Origin of the sequence: Gilliamella sp. B14384G10, from assembly GCF_016101685.1 — a bacterium.
GTDB classification, from domain to species: Bacteria; Pseudomonadota; Gammaproteobacteria; order Enterobacterales; family Orbaceae; genus Gilliamella; species Gilliamella apis_A.
Genome location: NZ_JACFQA010000001.1, coordinates 902,539 through 925,668, shown reverse-complemented (window position 1 = coordinate 925,668; position 23,130 = coordinate 902,539). Strand labels below are relative to the sequence as shown.

General features: G+C 34.4%; 21 protein-coding genes and 1 tRNA gene. 15 read left to right on the top strand and 7 right to left on the bottom strand.

Translation table 11 applies throughout. From position 1 onward, the window contains the following. Nucleotides 1–26 precede the first annotated feature (26 nt). Nucleotides 27–572, bottom strand: coding sequence for a cysteine hydrolase family protein (locus tag H3T54_RS04155; protein ID WP_086359842.1), 546 nt, complete (start codon nucleotides 570–572; stop codon nucleotides 27–29). Nucleotides 573–857: 285 nt separating this feature from the next. On the opposite strand from H3T54_RS04155, the gene aspS reads away from it, so the two are divergent. From aspS to H3T54_RS04130, 5 genes are all read left to right on the top strand, one after another. Beyond that, nucleotides 858–2,615, top strand: coding sequence for an aspartate--tRNA ligase (gene aspS / locus H3T54_RS04150; protein ID WP_198221078.1), 1,758 nt, complete (start codon nucleotides 858–860; stop codon nucleotides 2,613–2,615). 10 nt (nucleotides 2,616–2,625) lie between these two features. Further along, nucleotides 2,626–3,093 (top strand): dihydroneopterin triphosphate diphosphatase, encoded by a 468-nt coding sequence (gene nudB / locus H3T54_RS04145; RefSeq protein WP_110447071.1) that lies wholly within the window; start codon nucleotides 2,626–2,628, stop codon nucleotides 3,091–3,093. Next, on the top strand, nucleotides 3,090–3,506 hold the full coding sequence (locus H3T54_RS04140) for a hypothetical protein (protein WP_198221076.1): 417 nt from the start codon (nucleotides 3,090–3,092) through the stop codon (nucleotides 3,504–3,506). The genes nudB and H3T54_RS04140 overlap by 4 nt, the downstream gene beginning before the upstream one ends. Nucleotides 3,507–3,562: 56 nt before the next feature. Then, nucleotides 3,563–5,026, top strand: a complete 1,464-nt coding sequence (gene ubiD, locus H3T54_RS04135) for a 4-hydroxy-3-polyprenylbenzoate decarboxylase (RefSeq protein WP_198221074.1) — start codon at nucleotides 3,563–3,565, stop codon at nucleotides 5,024–5,026. 115 nt (nucleotides 5,027–5,141) lie between these two features. After that, nucleotides 5,142–6,212: a tetratricopeptide repeat protein gene (locus H3T54_RS04130; protein WP_110447073.1), complete on the top strand. Its 1,071-nt coding sequence runs from the start codon at nucleotides 5,142–5,144 to the stop codon at nucleotides 6,210–6,212. Nucleotides 6,213–6,223: 11 nt separating this feature from the next. Here H3T54_RS04130 and ppc read toward each other — a convergent pair whose 3' ends face one another. Further along, nucleotides 6,224–8,866 carry a phosphoenolpyruvate carboxylase gene (ppc, locus tag H3T54_RS04125; protein ID WP_198221072.1) on the bottom strand — a complete coding sequence of 881 codons (2,643 nt, stop codon included), beginning with the start codon at nucleotides 8,864–8,866 and terminating at the stop codon, nucleotides 6,224–6,226. A gap of 328 nt (nucleotides 8,867–9,194) precedes the next feature. Between ppc and H3T54_RS04120 the strand changes: the two genes are divergently transcribed. From H3T54_RS04120 to H3T54_RS04075, 10 genes are all read left to right on the top strand, one after another. Further along, on the top strand, nucleotides 9,195–9,686 hold the full coding sequence (locus tag H3T54_RS04120; RefSeq protein WP_198221070.1) for an NADH-quinone oxidoreductase subunit J: 492 nt from the start codon (nucleotides 9,195–9,197) through the stop codon (nucleotides 9,684–9,686). Between the two features lies 1 nt (nucleotide 9,687). Beyond that, complete coding sequence (gene nuoK / locus H3T54_RS04115; protein ID WP_065577763.1) at nucleotides 9,688–9,990, top strand: NADH-quinone oxidoreductase subunit NuoK; 303 nt, start codon at nucleotides 9,688–9,690, stop codon at nucleotides 9,988–9,990. Further along, nucleotides 9,987–11,834 (top strand): NADH-quinone oxidoreductase subunit L, encoded by a 1,848-nt coding sequence (locus H3T54_RS04110; protein ID WP_198221068.1) that lies wholly within the window; start codon nucleotides 9,987–9,989, stop codon nucleotides 11,832–11,834. The genes nuoK and H3T54_RS04110 overlap by 4 nt, the downstream gene beginning before the upstream one ends. A 16-nt stretch (nucleotides 11,835–11,850) precedes the next feature. Further along, a complete protein-coding gene (locus tag H3T54_RS04105) occupies nucleotides 11,851–13,395 on the top strand; it encodes a NuoM family protein (protein ID WP_198221066.1) in 1,545 nt (514 codons plus the stop codon). A 6-nt stretch (nucleotides 13,396–13,401) separates the two neighbouring features. Then, nucleotides 13,402–15,117, top strand: a complete 1,716-nt coding sequence (locus H3T54_RS04100; RefSeq protein WP_198221064.1) for an NADH-quinone oxidoreductase subunit N — start codon at nucleotides 13,402–13,404, stop codon at nucleotides 15,115–15,117. A gap of 182 nt (nucleotides 15,118–15,299) precedes the next feature. Continuing rightward, on the top strand, nucleotides 15,300–15,632 hold the full coding sequence (gene yajC / locus H3T54_RS04095) for a preprotein translocase subunit YajC (protein ID WP_086359534.1): 333 nt from the start codon (nucleotides 15,300–15,302) through the stop codon (nucleotides 15,630–15,632). Between the two features lie 58 nt (nucleotides 15,633–15,690). Next, nucleotides 15,691–17,547 carry a protein translocase subunit SecD gene (secD, locus tag H3T54_RS04090; protein WP_198201022.1) on the top strand — a complete coding sequence of 619 codons (1,857 nt, stop codon included), beginning with the start codon at nucleotides 15,691–15,693 and terminating at the stop codon, nucleotides 17,545–17,547. Between the two features lie 15 nt (nucleotides 17,548–17,562). Continuing rightward, on the top strand, nucleotides 17,563–18,558 hold the full coding sequence (gene secF, locus H3T54_RS04085) for a protein translocase subunit SecF (protein ID WP_110448012.1): 996 nt from the start codon (nucleotides 17,563–17,565) through the stop codon (nucleotides 18,556–18,558). 123 nt (nucleotides 18,559–18,681) lie between these two features. Continuing rightward, nucleotides 18,682–18,757 (top strand) — tRNA-Ala (locus H3T54_RS04080). Nucleotides 18,758–18,841: 84 nt separating this feature from the next. Beyond that, entirely contained in the window at nucleotides 18,842–19,159 is a 318-nt protein-coding gene (locus H3T54_RS04075) for a chorismate mutase (RefSeq protein ID WP_198221061.1), read from the top strand. A gap of 121 nt (nucleotides 19,160–19,280) precedes the next feature. Here the strand turns inward: H3T54_RS04075 and ureG are convergent, their stop codons facing one another. From ureG to H3T54_RS04050, 5 genes are read right to left on the bottom strand one after another with little or no spacing between them, the layout of a single operon-like run. Beyond that, nucleotides 19,281–19,898, bottom strand: a complete 618-nt coding sequence (ureG, locus tag H3T54_RS04070; protein WP_086359531.1) for an urease accessory protein UreG — start codon at nucleotides 19,896–19,898, stop codon at nucleotides 19,281–19,283. Between the two features lie 38 nt (nucleotides 19,899–19,936). Beyond that, nucleotides 19,937–20,605, bottom strand: coding sequence for an urease accessory protein UreF (locus tag H3T54_RS04065; protein WP_370527345.1), 669 nt, complete (start codon nucleotides 20,603–20,605; stop codon nucleotides 19,937–19,939). 1 nt (nucleotide 20,606) lies between these two features. Continuing rightward, nucleotides 20,607–21,074 carry an urease accessory protein UreE gene (gene ureE / locus H3T54_RS04060; RefSeq protein ID WP_198221059.1) on the bottom strand — a complete coding sequence of 156 codons (468 nt, stop codon included), beginning with the start codon at nucleotides 21,072–21,074 and terminating at the stop codon, nucleotides 20,607–20,609. Nucleotides 21,075–21,094: 20 nt separating this feature from the next. Then, on the bottom strand, nucleotides 21,095–22,798 hold the full coding sequence (gene ureC / locus H3T54_RS04055; protein WP_198221056.1) for an urease subunit alpha: 1,704 nt from the start codon (nucleotides 22,796–22,798) through the stop codon (nucleotides 21,095–21,097). Further along, nucleotides 22,791–23,120 carry an urease subunit beta gene (locus H3T54_RS04050; RefSeq protein WP_198221054.1) on the bottom strand — a complete coding sequence of 110 codons (330 nt, stop codon included), beginning with the start codon at nucleotides 23,118–23,120 and terminating at the stop codon, nucleotides 22,791–22,793. The genes ureC and H3T54_RS04050 overlap by 8 nt, the downstream gene beginning before the upstream one ends. Between the last annotated feature and the right edge of the window lie 10 nt (nucleotides 23,121–23,130).

The window sequence follows — 23,130 nt, the reverse complement described above, 5'->3', positions numbered from 1 at the left end:
TTTTATCTATTTTTACACTGCACTTCTTATACTACGGTTGCTCCTAAGGTATTTTGAAAATGCTTTAAAGCCCATTGATGGCCAATGGGATCAAAGCTTGCAACAGCATTTTGATGAATAACTAATTTATAACCTAAGTTATAGGCATCTACAGCCGTATGTAAAATACAAATATCAGTACAAACGCCAATCAGATGGATTTCAGTGATATGTCTTTCGCGTAAACGGAGGTCAAGATCCGTACCACAAAATGCTGAGTAGTGACGTTTATTGATCCAGTAGATATTGTCTGAATATTGATGTTGTTGGTAAAGTTGCTGTAATTTACCAAATAATTGTTGGCCAACAGTCCCAACAAGATTGTGAGGGGGAAATAGCGAATTTTCCGGATGGTATTTATCTAAGGGATTATGAGCATCAATAGCAAAAACGATAAACTCATTATTTTTAATAAATGATTGAGTTATATTTATCATTTCTGATTCAATTTGTTGACCCACAGCGCCAGTTGTTAATGCTCCATCATCAGCAATGAAATCATTGGTATAATCAATTGAAATTAAAGCTTTCATATCCAATAAATAATATTTAAATAATCCTAAAGCTTATTAATAAATATCAGATATGACAAGTTATTAAATTAATCATTTTTCAAATTTATTTATAAAAGATGTATTTTGATTAATTATCTTATTGAATTTAAATAAATTTACAAATGATTATATAAATTAAAATTATTATCATAAACTGAGTATAAATAAATTAAATAAGGATTATTTTTATAGATGGTCTTTATCCCCCGATAAATTGCTCTATAATAATTATCATTTTTGACAATTGTACACAGGATATATTTAATGAGAACAATTTATTGCGGACAATTAAACGCAAGTTATATTAATCAAGAAGTCACACTATGTGGATGGGTCAATAAACGCCGAGATTTAGGTGGAATGATTTTTATTGATATGCGTGATCGTGAAGGAATTGTGCAAGTTTTTTTTGATCCTGATTACCCACAAGCACACGAATTAGCTGGCGAATTACGTAATGAATTTTGTATTCAAATTAAAGGGAAAGTAAGAGCAAGACCTGACGGTCAAGTTAATAAAGATATGGCAACGGGTGAAGTTGAAATTTTGGCCACAGAGCTGATTATTTTTAATCGTAGTGATATCTTACCTCTTGATTTTAATCAAAATAACAGTGAAGAGCAGCGTTTAAAATATCGTTATATTGATTTGCGTCGCCCGGAAATGTCTACCATTTTCAAAACTCGAGCCCAAATTACCGCATTTGTTCGTTCTTTCATGAATGAACATGGCTTTTTAGATATCGAAACACCAATGTTAACCAAAGCAACACCTGAAGGGGCTCGAGATTATCTTGTACCAAGTCGTGTTCATAATGGTGAGTTTTATGCATTGCCACAATCGCCACAGTTATTTAAACAGCTGCTAATGATGTCAGGCTTTGATCGCTATTATCAAATAGTTAAATGTTTTCGTGATGAAGATCTTCGCGCTGATCGTCAACCAGAATTTACCCAAATTGATGTCGAAACCTCTTTTATGAGTGCTGAACAAGTACGTGAAATAATGGAGAAAATGATTCGTGAACTTTGGTTACATGTGAAAAATGTCGATTTAGGTAATTTTCCAATATTAACTTTTGCTGAAGCAATGCGACGATTTGGTAGTGATAAACCAGATTTACGTAACCCACTGGAAATTATTGATGTGGCTGATTTAGTAAAAGATATCGATTTTAAAGTATTTTCAACGCCAGCGAATGATCCAAAAGGCCGCGTTGCACTGCTTTGCGTACCAAATGGTGCACAATTAACGCGCAAACAGTTAGATGATTATACGCAATTTATTTCGGTATATGGCGCTAAAGGTATGGCGTGGATAAAAATTAATGAACGTAACAAAGGTTTAGCTGGTGTCCAAAGCCCAGTAGCTAAATTCTTTAATGAATCTCAAATGGAAGCTTTATTGAATCGTGCTGATGCTAAAGATGGTGATATTTTACTATTTGGTGCAGATAGCTATAAAATTGTTAGTGATGCATTAGGGGCTTTACGTTTGAAAGTCGGTAAAGATTTAAGTATAACTGATGAAAATAAATGGGCAGTACTTTGGGTTGTTGATTTCCCTATGTTTGAAGAAACAGACGAAGGCTTAAGTGCTATGCATCATCCATTCACATCACCGAAGGATTTCACTCCAGAGCAATTAATCAGTAACCCTGAAAATGCGGTAGCTAATGCATACGATATGGTTATTAATGGTTATGAAGTCGGTGGTGGTTCTGTGCGTATTCATCGAAGTGAAATGCAACAAGCCGTATTCTCAATTTTAGGTATTAATGAAGATGATCAACGTGAAAAATTTGGCTTCTTACTTGATGCGCTAAAATATGGTACGCCACCGCATGCAGGTTTAGCCTTTGGCTTAGATAGATTAACTATGCTATTAACTGGAACAGATAATATCCGTGATGTTATTGCTTTTCCAAAAACAACTGCAGCAACATGTTTGTTAACTGATGCACCTAGTCCAGCTAATCCAGCAGCGTTAAAGGAACTTGGTATCGAAGTGAGCCAAAAGTAACGGTATTTATATGCAAAAGTATAAGAACCCTGAGTCAGTTTTAGTTGTTATTTATTGTAAAAGCACTCAGCGTGTTCTTATGTTGCAACGTAAAGATGATCCTAATTTTTGGCAATCAGTTACAGGTAGTTTGGAAGAAAATGAATTGCCAAGGGAGGCGGCAATTCGTGAAGTTTTTGAAGAGACCGGTATAGATATTAATGGAAAAAATCTTAAATTAATTGATGCAAAACATGTGGTTGAATTTGAAATTTTCCCTCAGTTCAGATATCGGTATGCACCAGAAATAAAGATAAATAAAGAGCATTGGTTTTATTTACCTCTTTGTGATGAGATAACGCCAGTGCTTACAGAACATTTATCTTATCAATGGTTAACTATAAATAGTGCAGCCAATCTTACTGTATCACCAAATAATTGTGAGGCTATTGGTAAAATTGGTTCAATTGAGAAAATTAATTTAAGAGACCAAAAATGAAATTTAACCAATATATCTTTTTGTTGTTTAGTTTATTCTTTCTAATGTCAAACAGTTATGCTGAGATAAATATAAAAAAATGTAAAGCAAATCAAGGTGACTACATTATTTTTGATGAGTATGATTCTCAAATTGCCGAAAAAATTATCGATTATAAATTACATAATCAACCTGAGAAACGAGAAAATAGCATTATTAAAATTTTTGCCAATGAAAATAGAGATGATCGTAATTACTGGTTAGCTTCGATTCAAACAGATAATAAAGCTGAGGATTATCTATTTTATCAAGTAGATCAAAATAAATTTACTGAAGTTGATCAGCAACAGTTTCAAATTTTATTACCTAAAATTGTTGAGTGTAATCAGATCAAAGAAGTTCCTATATATAGTGAAAACTTCGATGCAGATTAGTTAATATTTATCAGCTTGTATTTGATTAATGTAATTTAGAGTTGAAAGGAGTAATAATGGCATTATCTAATTTTCGAAATTTTTTAGATTACCTTGAACAGCAAGGCGAACTGAAACGAATTAGTTATCCCGTTAATCCTTATCTTGAAATGACAGAAATCGCTGATCGTGTATTACGTTCACAAGGCCCGGCATTATTATTCGAAAATCCAATTGGTTATAAAATTCCAGTATTGTGTAATCTTTTCGGTACGGCTAAACGAGTCGCTATGGCGATGGGACGTGAAGATACCACGCAATTGCGAGAAATTGGCGAATTACTCGCTTTTTTACGAGAGCCTGAACCACCGAAAGGTATTCGACAGTTTTTTAATGTTTTGCCTAAATATAAACAAGTTCTCAATATGCCTGTAAAGCATCGGTCTTCAGCACCTTGTCAGGAATTAATTTTTAAAGATGATGAGGTCGATTTAACTCAATTACCTATTATGCATTGCTGGCCAGGAGATGTTGCTCCACTTGTAACTTGGGGGTTAACAGTAACCAAAGGGCCTTATAGAGAGCGTCAAAATATTGGCGTTTATCGCTTACAATTATTAGGAAAAAATAAATTAATCATGCGTTGGTTATCACATCGAGGTGGCGCGCTTGATTTTGCTGAATGGCAAAAATCTCATCCAAATGAAAATTTTCCAGTTAGTATCGCAATAGGCGCAGATCCGGCAACTATATTAAGTGCCGTTACGCCGGTACCAGATACATTATCAGAATACGCTTTTGCAGGATTGTTACGAAATAGTCGAACTGAAGTTGTTAAGTCATTATCAAATGAATTAGAAGTGCCAGCGACAGCTGAAATTATTCTCGAAGGTTATATCAATCCCAACGAACTAGCTGCTGAAGGCCCTTACGGTGATCATACTGGTTATTATAATGAAGTTGAAAAATTTGCCGTGTTTACGGTGACTCATTTAACTAGACGCAAAGATGCAATTTATCATTCCACTTATACCGGTAGGCCTCCAGATGAACCAGCTGTAATGGGATTAGCATTAAATGAAGTGTTTATTCCGATATTGCAAAAGCAATTTCCTGAAATTGTTGATTTTTATCTTCCACCAGAGGGATGTTCTTACCGTATTGCTATTGTCACAATTAAAAAACAATACCCAGGACATGCCAAAAGAGTCATGATGGGCGTTTGGTCTTATTTAAGACAATTTATGTATACAAAATTTATTATTATTTGTGATGATGATATTAACGCAAGGGATTGGAAAGATGTTATGTGGGCGATCTCAACAAGAATGGATCCACACCGAGATACTACTTTTGTTGATAATACTCCAATTGATTATCTAGACTTCGCTTCACCAGTGTCTGGTTTGGGATCTAAAATGGGATTGGATGCTACAAATAAGTGGCAGGGCGAAACAAATCGAGAATGGGGTAGCATTATTACGAAAGATGAAAAGGTGGTAGCCCATGTTGATGAAATTTGGCACGAACTTGGTTTGTAATATATTTAACTAATTAATGGGGAAAGTAATGGATAACGTTTATTGCAAAACAAAACTATTCCCTTTTAGGGCAATTATGTATAATTATTGCCAATATTATGGCATTTAGACAATTATGAAAAAACTTCAAATTATATTGGCTTTGATGTTATTTATCTCTTGTGGAGTAATGGCAATTGAAGCTAAAACACAGCCTGATACGGAATTAAAAGTGAGCGATCCTAGTTCACTAATACCTTCTTTATTACTTGCTGCTGAAAAGGGTGATATGCAATCACAATATACTCTCGGTACCATTTATAAACAAGGATTAGGTGTTGAAGTTAATGATTTAAGAGCCTTTTTTTGGTTTAATAAAGCTGCTGAACAGGGATCAGCTAGGGCACAAAACAATTTAGCCTATATGTATCAAAATGGATTAGGTACCAAAGTAAATTTATCTGAAGCATTTAAATTTTTTAAATTGGCTGCAGATCAGAATTACGCTTTAGCTAAATATAATTTAGCGTTAATGTATAAAAATGGAGAGGGAGTTGCTAAAGATATTTCTGCTGCGATTAATTATTTTACTCAAGCCGGTGATCAAGGTATTTATGATGCCTATTTAAATTTGGGTATTATGTACTTTTTTGGTGATGATGTAGAAAAAGATCGAATGATTGCTGCTGATTGGTTTAGTCAAGCTGCAAAAGATAATAATGCTGAAGCACAATATTATTTAGGATTAATGTCTCAAAATGGTGATGGTTTAACTCAGGATTATGTTGCAGCACTTTATTTTTATACGCAAGCCGCAGAACGAGGCCATGTATTGGCAATGTATAATTTAGGTATTATGTATGCAACAGGCTCGGGGACAAGACCAGATAATACTCAAGCAGCTTATTGGTTTACTAAAGCAGCCGAGGGTGGTAATGCTGATGCCCAATATAATATTGCTGTTATGTATGATGTTGGTGGTGGGGTCCCTAAAGACGAGAAAAAAGCTATAGATTGGTATAATAAAGCCGCCAATCAAGGAAGTGTTGATGCTCAATATAATTTAGCTATTAAATACCTTGAAGGTCAGGATGTTAAACAAAATATCAAGTTAGCTATCTATTGGTTCACCAAAGCTAGCGAGCAAGGTGATGAAGATGCTAAAGCATATTTGGAACAACTTTCTCAAAATAAAAAGGGCGAATAAGCCCTTTTTTATTATCCTGAATTTCGCATTCCAGCTGCAATACCTGAAATAGTTATCATTAATCCTTGTTCAACGATACTATTTTCATCATTATTTTTACGAGAACGACTCAATAATTCGGCTTGCAATAAGTTAAGAGGTTCAATATAAGTATTACGCAATGCAACTGATTCGGCAATCCATGGCAAGTCTGCCATTAAGCTAATATCATCTGTGATCGTTAGTACAGTATTGATATCTTCAGTTAATAAATTTCTTAATTCATCACCTAATGGCCATAATGTAGAAGAAACTAGACGTTGTTCATAATATTCATGAATATTTGGTGCTGCTTTGGCATAAACCATTTCTAGCATTCCTAAACGAGCATTAAAAAATGGCCAATTATGATACATATCTTGCAATTGTTCTTTTTTGCCTTCACTGATAACAACTCTAAGTGCACTACCTGCACCAAGCCATGATGGCACCATTAAACGGTTTTGTGTCCAAGCAAAAATCCATGGTATTGCTCGTAGGCTCTCAATTCCCCCACCTGTTCGACGTTTTTGTGGACGAGAACCTAATGGTAATCTACCTAGTTCTGCTTCTGGTGTAACTGCTCTAAAATAATCGACAAATTCAGCTTTTTCTCTAACATAGCTTCGATAGCATTGGCAAGAGTAATCTGACATTTCATCCATAATATCTCGCCAGACTTGCTTAGGCTCAGGAGGTGGAAGTAAATTTGCTTGTAAAATCGCTGAGGCATAAAGCATTAAACTACTAAGTGCAACCTCAGGTAAACCAAGCTTAAATCTAATCATCTCACCTTGTTCTGTAACACGTAAACCACCTTTAAGTGATCCTGGTGGTTGTGAAAGTAAAGCCGCATGAGCTGGTGCACCACCACGTCCAATTGAACCACCACGACCATGGAATAATACTAAGTTGATATTATATTTTTCAAATAAATTGACTAGTTCTTCTTGTGAACGATATTGTGCCCATGATGCAGCAAGTGTTCCTGCATCTTTCGCTGAATCTGAATAGCCAATCATTACCATCTGTTTGCCATTGATCTTTTCACGATACCATGGAATATCTAAAAGTTTTTGCATAACAGATTTAGCATTATTTAAATCTTCTAAGGTTTCAAATAATGGCGCAACAGGTATATTTTTTTGGCAATCAACACTTTTTAGAAGTAAATAAACGGCCAAAATATCAGAAGGTGCTTTGGCCATTGAAATTACATAAGAAGCAATTGATTCCTCACCAGCTTTTTTGATAACTCGGCAGGTATCTAACACTTCTTGAACCATTTCATCAGGTTGCCAATTATAAGGAAGTAATGGTCGATTAGATTGTAATTCAGCTAATAAAAATTCCTGTTTTTCTTCTTCTGTCCATGAGGCGTAACTACCCAAATTAAGTTCTTTAGTTAAGGCGTCTAATGCTTCTGTGTGTACAGAACTATCCTGGCGAATATCTAATCGAACTAATTGCAATCCAAAGCTTTTAATACGTCTTAATGTATCTAATAATGGCCCATGAGCAATAGTTGACATGCCATTCTCTATTAAAGATTCATAACAGATATAAAGTGGTGTCCATAATTGTTCATTTTTAGTCAACAGATCGACTGGCGCTAAAACTTGCTCATTGTTTAATAGTGAAACGATATAACTATGGGTTTTAACTAAACGAGACCGTAGTTGTTTCATTACTGCTCGGTAAGGCTCTGATGCTGTTTTATTTTGTTCGTTTAATAAATCAATAACCGATTGACTACATTCTGTCATGGATAATTCACGAACTAAAATCTGAATATCAGCTAAAAATAATTCGATTGCTTTTAATCTGGCTTGTAACATGACCTTTTCAGTCACCTTTGCTGTCACATTTGGGTTGCCATCTCGATCTCCGCCCATCCATGAGGTAAATTTAACGGGTACATGTTCAACGGATAGTTCTTCATTAAAGGAATCAACTAGCTGGTCATTGAACTCACGTAAAAATAAAGGAACACCTTCCCATAAACTATCTTCAATAACCGAAAATCCCCACTTAGCTTCATCAAGAGGAGTAGGACGTTTTTTACGAATTTCATCGGTATACCATGCTTGGCAAACGAGCTGTTTTAAACGACGCATAATCCGTTCTTTTTCATAATCGGCTAAATCATTATGGTCAAGTTGTGATAAGCAACTATTAATTGCGGTATAAGTATTAATCATTGTGCGGCGGTTGATTTCCGTTGGATGAGCAGTAAGTACTAACTCAATAGATAAATTATCAATCGCTTGTGAAATAGTCTGAGGGGCAAAATTTAAGTTTTTAAGTGATTTGAATAATTCAGTCATTTTTTTAGGACTGCTTGATGCTTCGCCATGAGGCGAAATACCATAATACTCTGCAGCAGTGTTAACTAAATTTAAAAATTGGTTAAATGCACGTGCAACATGAAGTAGATCTTGATCATTAAGATTCTCTATTAACTTAAGTAATTCGTTATGCGCTTGTTTATTTCCTTGTTGCGCCGATTTGGATAACTGACGGATTTTTTCGACTAAATCGAAAGTTTCATTACCTGTTGCGCGTTTAATTGCATCGCCCAATAAGGTGCCTAACATGTTGACGTTGCTTCGCATTGATGAGTATTGATTATTCATTCTATTCTCTACTTGTTTATATTTTGCCTAAGTACCTTTAAGCTGCACGATTAAAATGACAATTTAAAGAAAACGGTATAAATATAGGTTAATCGCTCAGGATATATACTTTATAACAATGTTGTATTGAATTTAAATAATAAAATTTTATGGATTTTATTATTTCTATTGTTTTTATTATATTTGCTAAATGAATATTCTTACTATCATGAAAAGTTAAAATTCTATTTAGAAAGACTTTTTTGTATTAACACTAGGTTAGTAAACTGTATATTGTTGTCAATTAAGTATATACTAATGACATTATGAATAGGTATTGGATGAATTAATGATCGTTGTTTTTTATATCGCATCGATAATTGCTGTTGTTGCAAGTATAAAAGTGATTTTTTGTCGGCGAGTAGAAAAAGCAATTTTATATCTGGCTATATCACTTTTTGCATCAGCATTAATATTTATTCTACTTGAAACATATATTTCGGCTGTTTTATATATTCTCTTGTTTATTAGCGGAGCTGTCATCCTGTTTAGGGCTGTTTCTTTAATGCTGGAAATTCGTCGTGACAATGTTGAAAATGGTAAACATGGTATTAGCCCCAAAATTTGGCTAGGGCCATTAGTTTTAGCATTTATTTTATTAGTTGTTCTTATTTATGGCGTAGTAAGTACTGACTATACGCAGTTCACTGAATCGCATGAATTGATGCACCAAATGTCAATCTATGCTTATGTATTAATGGCTGAGTTAGCTGCGTTTTTACTGTTAGGCGCTGCAGTTATATCTTATCATTTTATGCATCGAATGCTGTCGGAGAAATAATGTGATACCACTTATGTATGGTTTGATTTTTGCCTCAATCTTATTTGTAATAGGACTTTTAGGGGTAATGATTAGACGTAATCTCTATTTCTTATTGTTAAGTCTTGTCATCATGAATAATGGGGCCATCGCTGCACTTTTTGTCGCAAGTAGTTATTGGCAGCAATCCGATGGAGAGGTGCTTGCTATATTAGCGGTAACCGCTGTATTAGCTCAAATATCGGTCGGGCTTGCTTTATTGGTAAAATTAATTTATCGACGTAAAAACTTTAATATTGACTCATTGAGTGAAATGAAAGGATGAATTTACTTTATTTAACTATCATTGTTCCATTGCTATCTTTCTTGATATTAGTCTGTTTTGGGCGACAAATACAATCCATTAATGTTATGTTAATCGGGATTTGTACGATGTTTCTTGTTGGATTAATAACAATATTTTCTTGTATTGATTTTACTACCAATACAGTTCCAGATATGACATTGGTTTATACAAGAAATTTATGGACTTGGTTTTCAGTTGGTGATTTTGATGTTCCTATATCTTTAACGCTAGATGGCTTATCACTGACATTCTTGGTATTAATATCATTCTTTGGTTTGTTGATCTATTTTTTTGCTGCCTGTTATTTAAAATCGAGGAAAGATATTTACACTTTTTATGCATATAGCAATTTACTGATAGCAAGTGTGTTAACGGTTGTTCTTGTTGATAATTTGTTTGTGATGTTACTTGGTTGGGAAGGGGTGAGTATAAGTACTTACTTACTTATTGGTATTTACTACAAACAAGCTCGCAATAGTTATGCAGCAGTTAAAGCATTTGTTATGATGCATTTAACTGATATTTTTCTAATCATAGGTATATTTTTACTTTATCAGACTTTAGAAACATTAAAAATCAGTGATATTTTAATAAAAGCACATAATGACTTAGCAGTTGATTCAGACATTATTTTTTGGATTACGTTGATGTTATTCTTTGGCGCTATGAGTAAATCAGCGCTTTTTCCAATGCATTCATGGTTCAAAGAAACAACACTAGCACCGATGCCTGCTGTCGCGTTATTGCAATCTTCTACTGTTATATTCGCTGGCGTTTATCTAGTCTTAAGGCTAAGTAATCTGTTTATGATGTCAAGTGATACGCTTTATATAATGCTTTTATTCGCTTCTTTAACTGTTATTTTTGCTAGTAGTATTGCTTTGGTTCAAAATGATATAAAACAGATTATAACTTATATTAATTTAGCGCAAATAAGTTATCTATTTTATGCATTTTCGACACAGAGCTGGAATTTATCCTTAAGTTGTTTGATTAATTATACTGTTACTAGCACTTTACTCATTCTTGCTTCTGCAATTTTAATCAAACAGTGCCAAGGTGAACGGGACATCAATAAACTTGGTGGCTTGTTAAAGTCTAATAGAGTCTTATATGCAATTTTCTTAGTCATCATGTTATCACTTAGTGCCTTACCGTGGGTCTCCGCATCTTTTTATATTAAAGGCGATATTATCTGGGGTTTAATGGCTCAAGATAGCTTAATGGCCGGTACTATTGGCTTATTAGGAATTTTATTGTCGAGTTTATGCATTTGGCGTTTGATATTTTTAGTTTTTCATCATTCAATTAAAATTGAAAAAATAATAAGAATCAGAAAAATAAATTATTATCCGATTTTTATTTTATTGATATTTACTACGGCACTGTTTATCTACTTACCATTACCGATACAAGGGATAATCCCACTAGCCAATTTAGATACACAAGGTCAAATCCCATTTAGAATATTATTGTGTGCAGTAACCCTATTAAGTTTTGTCATTGCATATATTCTTTATGCTCATCCGAATGCTGAAGTTCATGAAATTCTTAATACTCCGATGATCAAATCGTTAGGAAAATTATGTAAAAGTGATTGGCGATTCGACTATTTGTTAAATAATTTTTTTGTAAAACCGTATATTTATTTAGCAAACTTATTGAAAAAGGATCCACTAGCCTTATGGGATGATTGGATTATGTGGGGTATAAAGAAAATAAATGCCTATATTGTCAGTTTAGAAAATGGACAAATAAGATGGTATATGGTTTCAATGGTAATAGGTAGCATTATTATATTAATGTTATTGATTTTTATTTGATAAAGGTGTGAACTTAATGTTGTTATGGCTTGTTTTCTTACCTGTAATTGGTGGATTTATTGGTTGGTTTTGTCATGTATTTTTACAAAGAATCGTGACTTCAACCGATATACAGTTGCGTTGGCAACGTTTACCAATGATGATTGCTCTTACAACCATATTAATCACATTTATTTTGGTAATTGTTTTATGGGCAGATGCAAATAGTACTTTAGAACAAAGTCCAAACTGGATTGAAGAAGTTAATATTGATTGGATACCTTTACTTGGCATTCATTTTCATCTGGTATTAGATGGTTTATCTTTGATTGTTATTAGTTCGACACTCTTTATTGTATTGTTAGTTATTGTTTATTCAAGTAAAGAAAATCTTAATAATGTCGGATTATTTTATTTATGTGTATTATTTATGACATCAGCTATTATGATGTTATTCGTAATTACTGATCTGTTTTTAATGTTTTTCTTCTGGGAAGCGGTAGCTATTCCAATTTATTTTTTAATTTCATTGTGGGGCAGACGTGATTTAAATTCTCAATTACGTTTTAATGGAGCTAGCAAATTTTTAATTTACACTCAGATAAGTAGCCTACTAATGCTAATATCGATTGTGTCGTTGGCTTTGATCAACTGGAATCTAACGGCAAAATGGACTTTTGATTATCAGATTCTAACAAATACGCCGATTTCAAGTAATACCGAATTTTTATTAATGCTAGGCTTTTTAGCCGCTTTTATTATACGTATTCCTTTAATTCCTTTTCATAATTGGTTTATTGAGGCACATATCGAATCTTCAACAAGTGGTTCGATGATGATTAGTGGTTTATTAGTTAATACGGCGGCATTTGGTTTATTACGTTTTGTGATACCTCTTTTCCCTAATGCTTCGTTAGCGATTATGCCGTTTATTTTAGTATTAGCTATATGCACGCTATTTTACACCGCGTTACTTGCTTTTAATCAAACCGATATTAAGAAACTGATTGCTTATATCCATATTGCTTTAATGGGGTTTGTGACGGCGATTATCTTTAGCGGCTCAGTTATTGCTTTCCAAGGTGTTGTTATTCAAATGGTAGCGATTAATTTAGCTATTGTTGGCATGTTTATAATAAGTGGTTTATTAGCAGAATGCTATTTAACTCGAAACATTAACCAATTTATTGGCTTAAAAGAACAAGTAAAGTATTTGTCTTCTTTTACTCTGTTTTTTATGTTAGCTGTGTTAGGTATTCCCGGAACGGCTAACTTCATAGGTAATTATATGATGTTATTAGGTAGTTATAATTCATATCCTTATTACACTATTTTATTAGCAATTGGATTATTGTTATTGTCAATATCGTTAATTATTCGAATGCAACCTATTTTTTATGGTGAAGTTGATAAAATTACGGTTACAAAACACTTGCTGAGTAAAAAAGATATTTTTCTATTGTCTAGTGTTCTTATTGTATTAATTTTTATTGGATTATATCCAAAAATGGTTTTAGATATGTCTTATTCTATTGTTAACCAAACACTGCAATATATAATTACTGAACGAGTGGGAGAGTAATAACTTATGATAGCTTTATTGCCAATATTTATATTGAGCTTTGCCATAATAATTTTGCTCATCGCACTATTTATTTTTAAAATAGATACTAAAAAATGTGCTACTTTAACCATATCGGGATTAATTTTTGCACTAATTTGTTCTGCATTTTTGGGGTATAAAATTTCGTTTAATACCCAAGCAATATCAGATATTAGTAGTGATAATATGCAAATATCGGTTTCTTCTCCAGCAGAGAATACCGATATAACATCTGCAACAGAACAAACAGTCGCTATTGATAGCGTACCTACGGAGCAAGAAACCACCACCTCAACAAGTGAAGAAATTACCGAATCTGTGGCGGAAAATAATGATATGGTTGGACCATTCCCTCAGGTTGATGATACTCAGCAGAATGATACTAACAATGAATGGCAAGCACATCATGTTACTGCATTATTTACTTGTGATGGTTATGGATTACTTTATACCTGCTTAATTTTAATTATTTCAATCGTAGTTTCATCATTAGCTTATCGATGGTTTGTACAAGAAGAAATCAACCATGGGTTATTCTATTTAATTCTGCTGTTTATGACGTTAGGTGGAGTCACTTTAGTTTATGCTAGCCATTTAATGTCATTCTTTCTTGGCATTGAATTGCTCTCGATTCCATTTATTGGTTTAATCGGCTATCAATATATCCAAACCCATGCACTTGAAGCAGCGATTAAGTATATGATTTTGTCCGCCATTGCTAGTTCATTTTTGTTAATGGGAATTGCTTTCTATTATGCAACTACTGGCGAGCTCACATTTAGTGGTTTAAGTTATCAATTATCAACTATGACTTATCCAAGTACATTATTATTAATTGGTATTTGTTTAATGTTAGTTGGTATTGGTTTTAAACTTTCGCTGGTACCTTTTCAACTTTGGTTACCCGACGTTTATCAAGGGGCTCCGACAGTTGTTTCATTACTACTATCAACTGTAGGTAAAGTTGCTGTATTTTGTGCTATTGCCAGACTATTTTTATTAGCACCAATAGTAAATAATGAAACAATCCGAATTATTTTGGTTATTATGGCCTTTTGTTCAATTTTATGGGGAAATTTATTGGCTTTGATGCAAAGTAGCTTAAAAAGATTATTGGCTTATTCCTCAGTTGCCCATTTTGGCTATCTTTTACTGGCTTTAATTGCCGTGCAGTATCAAGTGCTCGCTTTAGAAACAATAGGTGTTTATTTAATTGGCTACATTTTTGCCAACATCTGTGTTTTAGGCGTGATCAGCTTAGAATCCCATTCCAATGAATTACAGGATCATGAAAAGGAAATTGATCTTTCAGGATTATTTTGGCGTCGGCCTATTTTAGCCTTAGCAATGGGAGTTGGTTTATTATCTCTAGCTGGAGCACCACTTACTGCGGGTTTTGTGGGGCGTTTTCTTTTAGTTTTATTAGGGGTTACTGCTGAATTATGGTGGTTAATTGCTGCAGTAGTGATTGGTAGTACCATAGGTTTATATTTCTACTCAAGACTTATTCTCAATCTTTATATCAGGCCTATCAATCGTGATGATTTTTCAGGTAATAATTCTATTATTAAATTGAAGTGGCGAGATATAAAAGTAAGTGAATTGTTTATTGTTATCGCAGCATTTTTAACCATGGTATGTGGTGTTTATCCTAAATGGTTATTTAACTTGGTTAGTATGGCACAATATTTGACGACTTAATTTTTTTGCTGGTTGATTGTTAGTGGGTACTGTATTTATTTAGTTAATTGAATAAAATAGTTAATAATAACGATATTTGTTGTTGACTTAAAAGATATTGGCAAGAAATAGTTAATAATCGATTTATTTATTGTGTTATAATTCTGCACTTTAATATTTTTATATACATTAAGAGGACCAATATGGACTTTTTTATTTCTAATGCATACGCAGCTGATGGTGCTAGTGCTGAAGCAAATCCTTATTTTTTACCTATCATGTTAGTCGTGTTTGGACTATTTTTCTATTTTATGATTATGCGTCCACAACAAAAACGTGCTAAAGCACATCGAGAGTTAATGGCTTCTATCTCAAAAGGTGATGAAGTATTAACTAATGGTGGACTTATTGGTCGAGTATCAAAAGTTAATGAAAATGGTTATATTGTGTTAGAGTTAAATGATACAACTGAAGTTGTTATCAAACGTGACTTCATCACATCAGTATTACCAAAAGGAACAATGAAATCATTATAATAGATTTTCCTATTATAATTCATTGTATTAATTATCTAATCCCACAAGAGAATATGTCGTGCTAAATCGCTATCCTTTGTGGAAGTACATTATGTTGGTCGTCGTGATATGCGTCGGCCTACTTTATGCTCTTCCAAATATTTATGGTGAAGATCCCGCTATACAAATTTCAGGTTCAAATAGTGCCGAAATTAATGTTGCTACGCAAGATAAAGTCAAACAACTTTTGGTGAAAAATCAAATTGAACCTAAATCACTGGTTTATGAAAATAAATCTATTTTAATTCGTTTAAGTGATAATGATACTCAGCTGAAAGCTAAGGAATTAATATCACAAGAATTAGGTGATGATTATACTGTTGCACTAAATCTAGCGCCTGCAACACCATCATGGTTAACGATGATTGGTGCCGAACCCATGAAATTAGGGCTCGATTTGCGTGGCGGTGTGCATTTCTTAATGGAAGTAGATATGACTACTGCGTTAAGTAAATTGACAGAACAATCGATTGAAAATTTAAAAGCAGAGTTCAATAAAAATAATTTAAATTACAAAGCATTAAATAAAAGTAGTAATCAACAAATCTTAATGCAATTCGATAATACAGAAGATCGAAACAAAGCTATTACTAAAATTAATGGATTGCTAGATTATGAATTAACTTCGCAAAGTGAAAATAGCATCGTTATTAGTGTTAGCCAACAGCGCCTGCAACAAGCTAAAAGTGATGCTGTACAACAAAATACTACCATTTTACGTAATCGTGTTAATCAATTAGGTGTTGCTGAACCAATTGTTCAACGTCAAGGCTCTGATCGTATTGTTGTTGAGTTACCTGGTATTCAAGATACTGCATTAGCGAAACGAATTTTAGGTGCAACTGCAACCCTTGAGTTTAGGCAAGTAAATGAAGATGGTTCAACTAACTTAGAAGCTATTTTAAAAGGTGAAATGCGTGTTCCATATGGTTCTGAAATAAAATATATGGAAAATGGTCGTCCGGTCTTACTTTATAAACGTGTGGTATTAACCGGTGATCATATTACCGATTCTTCATTTAGAGTAAATGAATATAGCCAACCAGAAGTTTCTATTAACTTAGATAGTGCTGGTGGCAAAACCATGCTTGATTTCACGCAGAAACATCTGAAAAAAGCAATGGCAACATTATTTGTTGAATATAAAGATACTGGAAAACGTGATGAAAATGATAAACCTATTCTTGAAAAACAAGAGAGAGTTATCAATGTAGCAACGATCCAAGGTATTTTTAGTGACCGATTCCAAGTAACTGGGATTAGTAGTGTTGATGAAGCTAGAAATTTATCACTATTATTAAGAGCAGGAGCCTTGATTGCGCCGATCCAAATAATCGAAGAACGCACCGTTGGGCCATCAATGGGGCAAGAAAATATCACTCAAGGTTTAGAATCTTGTGTATGGGGATTATTAATTTCGGTAATCTTTATGTTAGTGGTATATCGTCTATTTGGTGTATTTGCTAGTCTTGCATTAGTTGCAAACTTAATTTTAATTGTTGGTGCAATGTCTTTATTACCTGGAGCAACATTAAGTATGCCAGGGATTGCAGGTATCGTACTAACTGTAGGTATGGCGGTCGATGCGAATGTTTTAATTAATGAGCGTATAAAAGAAGAGCTCAGTAATGGTCGAGGTGTCCAACATGCAATTAACGAAGGTTATGCTGGTGCTTGGAGTAGTATTTTTGACGCCAATATTACTACATTGATAACTGCGATTATTCTTTATGCAGTAGGTACAGGTTCTATCAAAGGCTTTGCCATTACATTAGGTATCGGTATTGTAACATCGATGTTTACCTCGATCGTAGGGACTCGAGCTCTGGCCAATCTTATTTATGGTGGTCGTCGCGTCAATAAGTTATCAATTTAGAGGTTTATTGTGACTATTAATAAAAAAGAAAATCATGATGTTAGAGAACTAAATCATGGACGAAGAGTACTCGACTTTTTAAAATTTGGCTTTATTGCTTTTGTTATCTCAATGTTATTGGTTGTTGTTTCATTTGTGGTTATTCTTGTTAAAGGCTTTAATCTTGGACAGGATTTTACCGGTGGTACCACCGTTGAACTGACAGTAACTAAAGCTGTAAATCTTGATGATTTACGTAATAGTTTACGTGATGCAGGTTATCATGAGCCAGTCGTTCAGTATTATGGTAGCAGTAAAGATATTATTATCCGATTAGCCACCGCCAATCAAAATGAGAGTAGTGCATCATCTGCAATTGATAATGCATTAGGTACTAAAATCTCTAATTTAGTACATAAAGATATTGATAGTAATGCTGAAATTAAGCGAGTTGAATTCGTTGGTCCTACGGTTGGTTCTGAATTAGCTCAAGATGGTATTTTGGCGATCTGCGCCGCATTAATTTGTATCTTAATCTATATTGCATTTCGATTTGAATGGCGATTTGGTACTGGTGCTGTTGTAGCATTAGCGCATGACGTGGTTATTACCGCTGGTTATTTATCACTCTTTGATCGTGAGTTGGATTTAACCATTATTGCAGCAATGTTATCTATCATTGGTTATTCTCTTAATGATACTATCGTTGTATTCGACCGAATTCGTGAGAATTTTAGAAAAATACGACGTGCGTCGCCATATGATGTTATCAACATTTCGTTAACCCAAACATTACATCGAACCTTAATGACATCTGGCACAACGTTAGCCGTTGTTATTATCTTATATATCTTCGGTGGTTCAATGTTAAAAGGTTTCTCTGAAACATTAGGGGTTGGTATTGTGTTAGGTACAATTTCATCAATTTATGTAGCAGCATATATGTCGCTTAAATTAGGTGTGAAACGTGAACACTTTATGCCACCAAAAGTTGAAGCAGAAGGCGCGGATCAAAACGCAATTTTACGTTAATCATTTAAGCTCTGTCATAGACTGACAGAGCTTTGTTAGCTTGTTTTTTGAGCAAATAATATTAAATTATTTGACACCCTTTAACTAGTTGCATATTATTAGCCACAGTTTTTTATCCCTTTAGGGGCCATAGCTCAGCTGGGAGAGCGCAACGCTGGCAGCGTTGAGGTCAGGGGTTCGATCCCCCTTGGCTCCACCAATTCCAAATTCTGCAATTTAAATCCTTTTAGCAATATTTATACAGTGCTAAGATAGTAAAACTATCAATTATCGGCCACACTATATGTTTCAATACCATCCAAATGTCTTAGCAAATGAATGTCGTGATATGAATGATATTCGCGCGGAAATTGATAATATCGATCATCTGGTAATTCAATTACTAGCAATTCGTTTTGACTATGTTAAAGCAGCCAGTCAGTTCAAAAAAAATGCTATCGATGTTCAAGCTAAAGAACGTTTTAATAGTATGCTTGAGCAACGTAAGCTTTGGGCTGATGAGTTAGGTCTCGATGGTGATATCATTAAAGAATTGTATGCTAATTTAGTTAGATATTTTATTGATGAAGAATTAAAGCATCTTCAACATAAAGAAAAATAATTACGTTAACTTGTTATTAAAAATTTAATTTAAGCTTATTAATTGCTAGGTTAAATGTTTCTGCTTGGTTCTTAACTTCCCCAACATTATTTATCTGGATAATGTTGGGAATGCGATAAACTTATTTAAATAAACCATTGGTTTCAATAAATTCAATGACTTTATCTAATCCTTGTTTCGTCCGTAAATTAGTAAATGCCCATGGTTTATCAATGCGCATTTTATTGGTATCAGATTCCATCACAGCTAAAGAAGCACCGACATACGGTGCGAGATCAATTTTATTAATGACTAAAAAGTCTGATTTAGTTATACCAGGACCTCCTTTTCGTGGAATTTTTTCTCCTTCAGCAACATCAATGACATAGATAGTCAGATCGGCCAATTCAGGACTAAAAGTTGCACTAAGATTGTCTCCTCCACTTTCGATAAAAATAATATCTAGATGTGGAAACATTTCCATTAATCCCTCAACTGCAGCTAAATTCATTGATGCATCTTCGCGAATTGCTGTATGTGGGCAACCACCAGTTTCAACACCAACAATACGTTCGGGATCTAATGCTTTTGCATCGGTTAATATTCGCTGATCTTCTTTTGTATAAATGTCGTTAGTGACAACGGCTAATTGATATTTGTTGCGCATTGTTTTACATAGCATTTCAAGTAGGGCCGTTTTTCCTGATCCTACCGGTCCGCCAACGCCAATTCTTAGCGGTGTATGTGTAATGGTATTCATATTCTCTTCTCTTTTTTCTATAATTTTATGAGCTTAATTTATGATCGAAACAGTCTTGAGTACTGTGTTTCGTGACAACTACTGGCAATAGCTACTAAAGGCGATCCTGCGCCAATATCATCATCTTTAACATCATTTGCTTGCTTAATAATTGAAGGTAATAATGTTGATAATTGATAAATCAGCTGTTGTCCTGCTTGCTGTCCTAAAGGTACTAATTTGATTGCCGCCATAATGTTGCTTTCGAGCCAACTGTAACTCCAGCTTATTTGTATATCTTCTAACGACATTTTATTTGTCGCACCATACCAAGCAAATCCGGCAACTTGTGACTGTATTAATAAATTTTGCCATGGATGAATAAACCCTAATCCTTCCAGGAATCGAAAAAAGGCTTTTCCTCGTTGCTGTTCTTCAAGTCTTAATTCACTTGTTTCTCGTTGACGTAGTAAATTTCTAGTCCAATAACTAAAACCTTGTTCATCTTGGTTAATAGTACATTGATGTAGTCGAGCCAAAATAGGTAAGTCACAAAAGCGCAATGTGCTATACATTTGCTGTATTAGCCAATCTTTGGTTTCGATTTGATTAGTTACCCATTTGGCTTCAACTGCCCATTCTAATCCTTGAGAATAGGTGAATCCCCCAACAGGTAAATTTGCACTGGCTAATTGTAAGTTACGTAAATATTGCAGCATGTTTTTTATCTTAATGATGATGGTGGCCAATAGCACTACTTTGATAGGCTCCAGCTTCCGGTTCAAATGGAGCTTGTTCAACCAGTACTTTAATTCCTAATTGTGTTAGCATTTCATCCAACACATGATCATGTTGATAACGAACAAAGTCTGTAGCAATTTGTAATGGAACATGACGATTACCTAAATGATAACATGCTCTGGCTAACAACAATTTATCATTGCAGTAGGCTGTGGATACATTTTCGTTTGCAGCCAATACTTCAATAATTATTGATTCATCCTCTGTTGCAAGATAATCACCACCACGAATTAATAAACCTCTAGGTAATATAACACCGGCTTCCTGACCACTATTAAGCACTATTTTGCTGCGGCTTTTTATTCGGCTATCAATATCTAATTTAGTACGGTCTTTGACAGACTGTAATTGTGTTTTTGTTAATGGTTTAGTAAGTATCTTTGTTAAAATTATCATGATGTTATGTTCTCAATTTATTAAAATAAAAAGTATCTCTGTGCCATTGGTAAGATAAATGCAGCTTCACAACTCAATAGATTGTTATCGGCCTTTACTTCATAGGTTTGGGCATCCACTTCAATATTGGGTTGCCATGAGTTATGGATCATGTCTTGTTTTTTAATCTGACGGCAATTTTTTGCCACACCAATCAAACTTTTTAATCCCAAGTTTTTTGCTACATTTAAATCGGCAGCTGTTTGTGAAATAAATGTCATTCTAGATAAAAAACCTGCTTTTCCTAAGCTAGCAAACATAGGGCGATAGTGTACGGGTTGTGGTGTGGGAATTGATGCATTAACATCACCCATTTCGGCGTAAGCAATCATTCCCGCTTTAATAATTAAACTTGGTTTTATGCCAAAAAAAGCAGGTTGCCAAATGACTAAATCGGCTAATTTTCCTACTTCAATAGAACCTACTTCATGGCTTATACCATGGGTAATCGCTGGATTTATAGTGTATTTAGCTAGATAACGTTTAACTCTAAAATTATCATTCTGTTGATTATCTGGATATAATGGGCCACGTTGCGTTTTCATTTTATGAGCAGTTTGCCATGTTCTTATGATAACCTCTCCCACTCGTCCCATGGCCTGAGAGTCTGATGAAATCATAGAAAATGCACCTAAATCATGTAATATGTCTTCGGCAGCAATAGTTTCTCTGCGTATCCTTGATTCGGCAAAAGCAACATCTTCTGCAATTCCAGCATCTAAGTGATGACAAACCATCAACATATCTAAATGTTCATCAATAGTATTGATAGTATAAGGACGTGTAGGATTTGTGGAGGAAGGTAAAATATTAGCATAACCACAGGCTTTTATAATATCGGGTGCATGGCCACCTCCAGCCCCTTCCGTATGATAAGTGTGAATGGTTCGCTCACCAATGGCAGCAAGGGTGTCTTCTACAAAGCCAGATTCATTTAAAGTATCGGTATGAATAGCTACTTGTACATCCATCTTATCGGCTACATCAAGGCAATTACTTATTGCTTGTGGTGTTGAGCCCCAATCTTCATGTAATTTTAAGCCAATAGCGCCGGCATTGACTTGTTCGATTAATGGCTCAATAACACTGCAATTCCCTTTAGCTAATAACCCAACATTTACAGGTAAATTATCACAAGCTTGTAACATTTTTTCGATATGCCACTTACCTGGTGTACACGTGGTTGCGTTTGTTCCCGTTGCTGGGCCGGTACCACCACCTATAAATGTAGTTATTCCTGAACATATAGCCTCTTCAGCTTGTTGTGGGCAAATGAAATGGATATGAGAGTCAATTCCGCCTGCTGTAACAATGCTATTTTCGCCAGCAATAATTTCAGTGCTAGCACCAATAGCGATGGTTATATCTGGTTGTATATCGGGATTTCCCGCTTTACCAATAGCTAAAATACGTCCATTTTTAATACCAATATCAGCTTTAACAATTCCCCAATAATCAATGATTAAAGCATTGGTTATTACAACATCGGCAACCAAATCTGCACATAATTGGCTTTGTCCCATACCATCACGGATTACTTTCCCACCACCAAATTTAACTTCTTCGCCGTAAGTAGTGAAATCTTTTTCAACTTGTATCCATAAATCGGTATCGGCTAAGCGAACTTTATCTCCTGTGGTTGGGCCAAACATTTCTGCATACGCTTGTCTAGAAATATTACTCATTTTCAATTCCTTTATCATCTAATACACCCATTACAGCACCTTGGAATCCATACACTTGCCTTTTACCAGCTAGTTCAACTAACACTACAGTACGGCTTTGCCCAGGCTCAAACCGTACAGCAGTACCGGCTGCAATATCTAAGCGATATCCATAACTAATGGCACGCTCAAATTTTAAGGCTGGATTAACCTCGAAAAAATGATAATGAGAGCCTATTTGAATAGGTCTATCACTATGATTAGCAACTGTTATTTGAATGGTTTTGCGATTTTTGTTTAATTCAATATTACCCGCTTGTACAATCACTTGGCCTGGAATCATATAATTTACC

What these genes read in the sequence shown, in the direction of transcription:
- H3T54_RS04155 (WP_086359842.1), bottom strand. Translation starts at nt 572, where the DNA reads ATGAAAGCTTTAATTTCAATTGATTATACCAATGATTTCATTGCTGAT.
- aspS (WP_198221078.1), top strand. Translation starts at nt 858, where the DNA reads ATGAGAACAATTTATTGCGGACAATTAAACGCAAGTTATATTAATCAA.
- nudB (WP_110447071.1), top strand. Translation starts at nt 2,626, where the DNA reads ATGCAAAAGTATAAGAACCCTGAGTCAGTTTTAGTTGTTATTTATTGT.
- H3T54_RS04140 (WP_198221076.1), top strand. Translation starts at nt 3,090, where the DNA reads ATGAAATTTAACCAATATATCTTTTTGTTGTTTAGTTTATTCTTTCTA.
- ubiD (WP_198221074.1), top strand. Translation starts at nt 3,563, where the DNA reads ATGGCATTATCTAATTTTCGAAATTTTTTAGATTACCTTGAACAGCAA.
- H3T54_RS04130 (WP_110447073.1), top strand. Translation starts at nt 5,142, where the DNA reads ATGAAAAAACTTCAAATTATATTGGCTTTGATGTTATTTATCTCTTGT.
- ppc (WP_198221072.1), bottom strand. Translation starts at nt 8,866, where the DNA reads ATGAATAATCAATACTCATCAATGCGAAGCAACGTCAACATGTTAGGC.
- H3T54_RS04120 (WP_198221070.1), top strand. Translation starts at nt 9,195, where the DNA reads ATGATCGTTGTTTTTTATATCGCATCGATAATTGCTGTTGTTGCAAGT.
- H3T54_RS04110 (WP_198221068.1), top strand. Translation starts at nt 9,987, where the DNA reads ATGAATTTACTTTATTTAACTATCATTGTTCCATTGCTATCTTTCTTG.
- H3T54_RS04105 (WP_198221066.1), top strand. Translation starts at nt 11,851, where the DNA reads ATGTTGTTATGGCTTGTTTTCTTACCTGTAATTGGTGGATTTATTGGT.
- H3T54_RS04100 (WP_198221064.1), top strand. Translation starts at nt 13,402, where the DNA reads ATGATAGCTTTATTGCCAATATTTATATTGAGCTTTGCCATAATAATT.
- yajC (WP_086359534.1), top strand. Translation starts at nt 15,300, where the DNA reads ATGGACTTTTTTATTTCTAATGCATACGCAGCTGATGGTGCTAGTGCT.
- H3T54_RS04075 (WP_198221061.1), top strand. Translation starts at nt 18,842, where the DNA reads ATGTTTCAATACCATCCAAATGTCTTAGCAAATGAATGTCGTGATATG.
- ureG (WP_086359531.1), bottom strand. Translation starts at nt 19,898, where the DNA reads ATGAATACCATTACACATACACCGCTAAGAATTGGCGTTGGCGGACCG.
- ureE (WP_198221059.1), bottom strand. Translation starts at nt 21,074, where the DNA reads ATGATAATTTTAACAAAGATACTTACTAAACCATTAACAAAAACACAA.
- ureC (WP_198221056.1), bottom strand. Translation starts at nt 22,798, where the DNA reads ATGAGTAATATTTCTAGACAAGCGTATGCAGAAATGTTTGGCCCAACC.
- H3T54_RS04050 (WP_198221054.1), bottom strand. Translation starts at nt 23,120, where the DNA reads ATGATTCCAGGCCAAGTGATTGTACAAGCGGGTAATATTGAATTAAAC.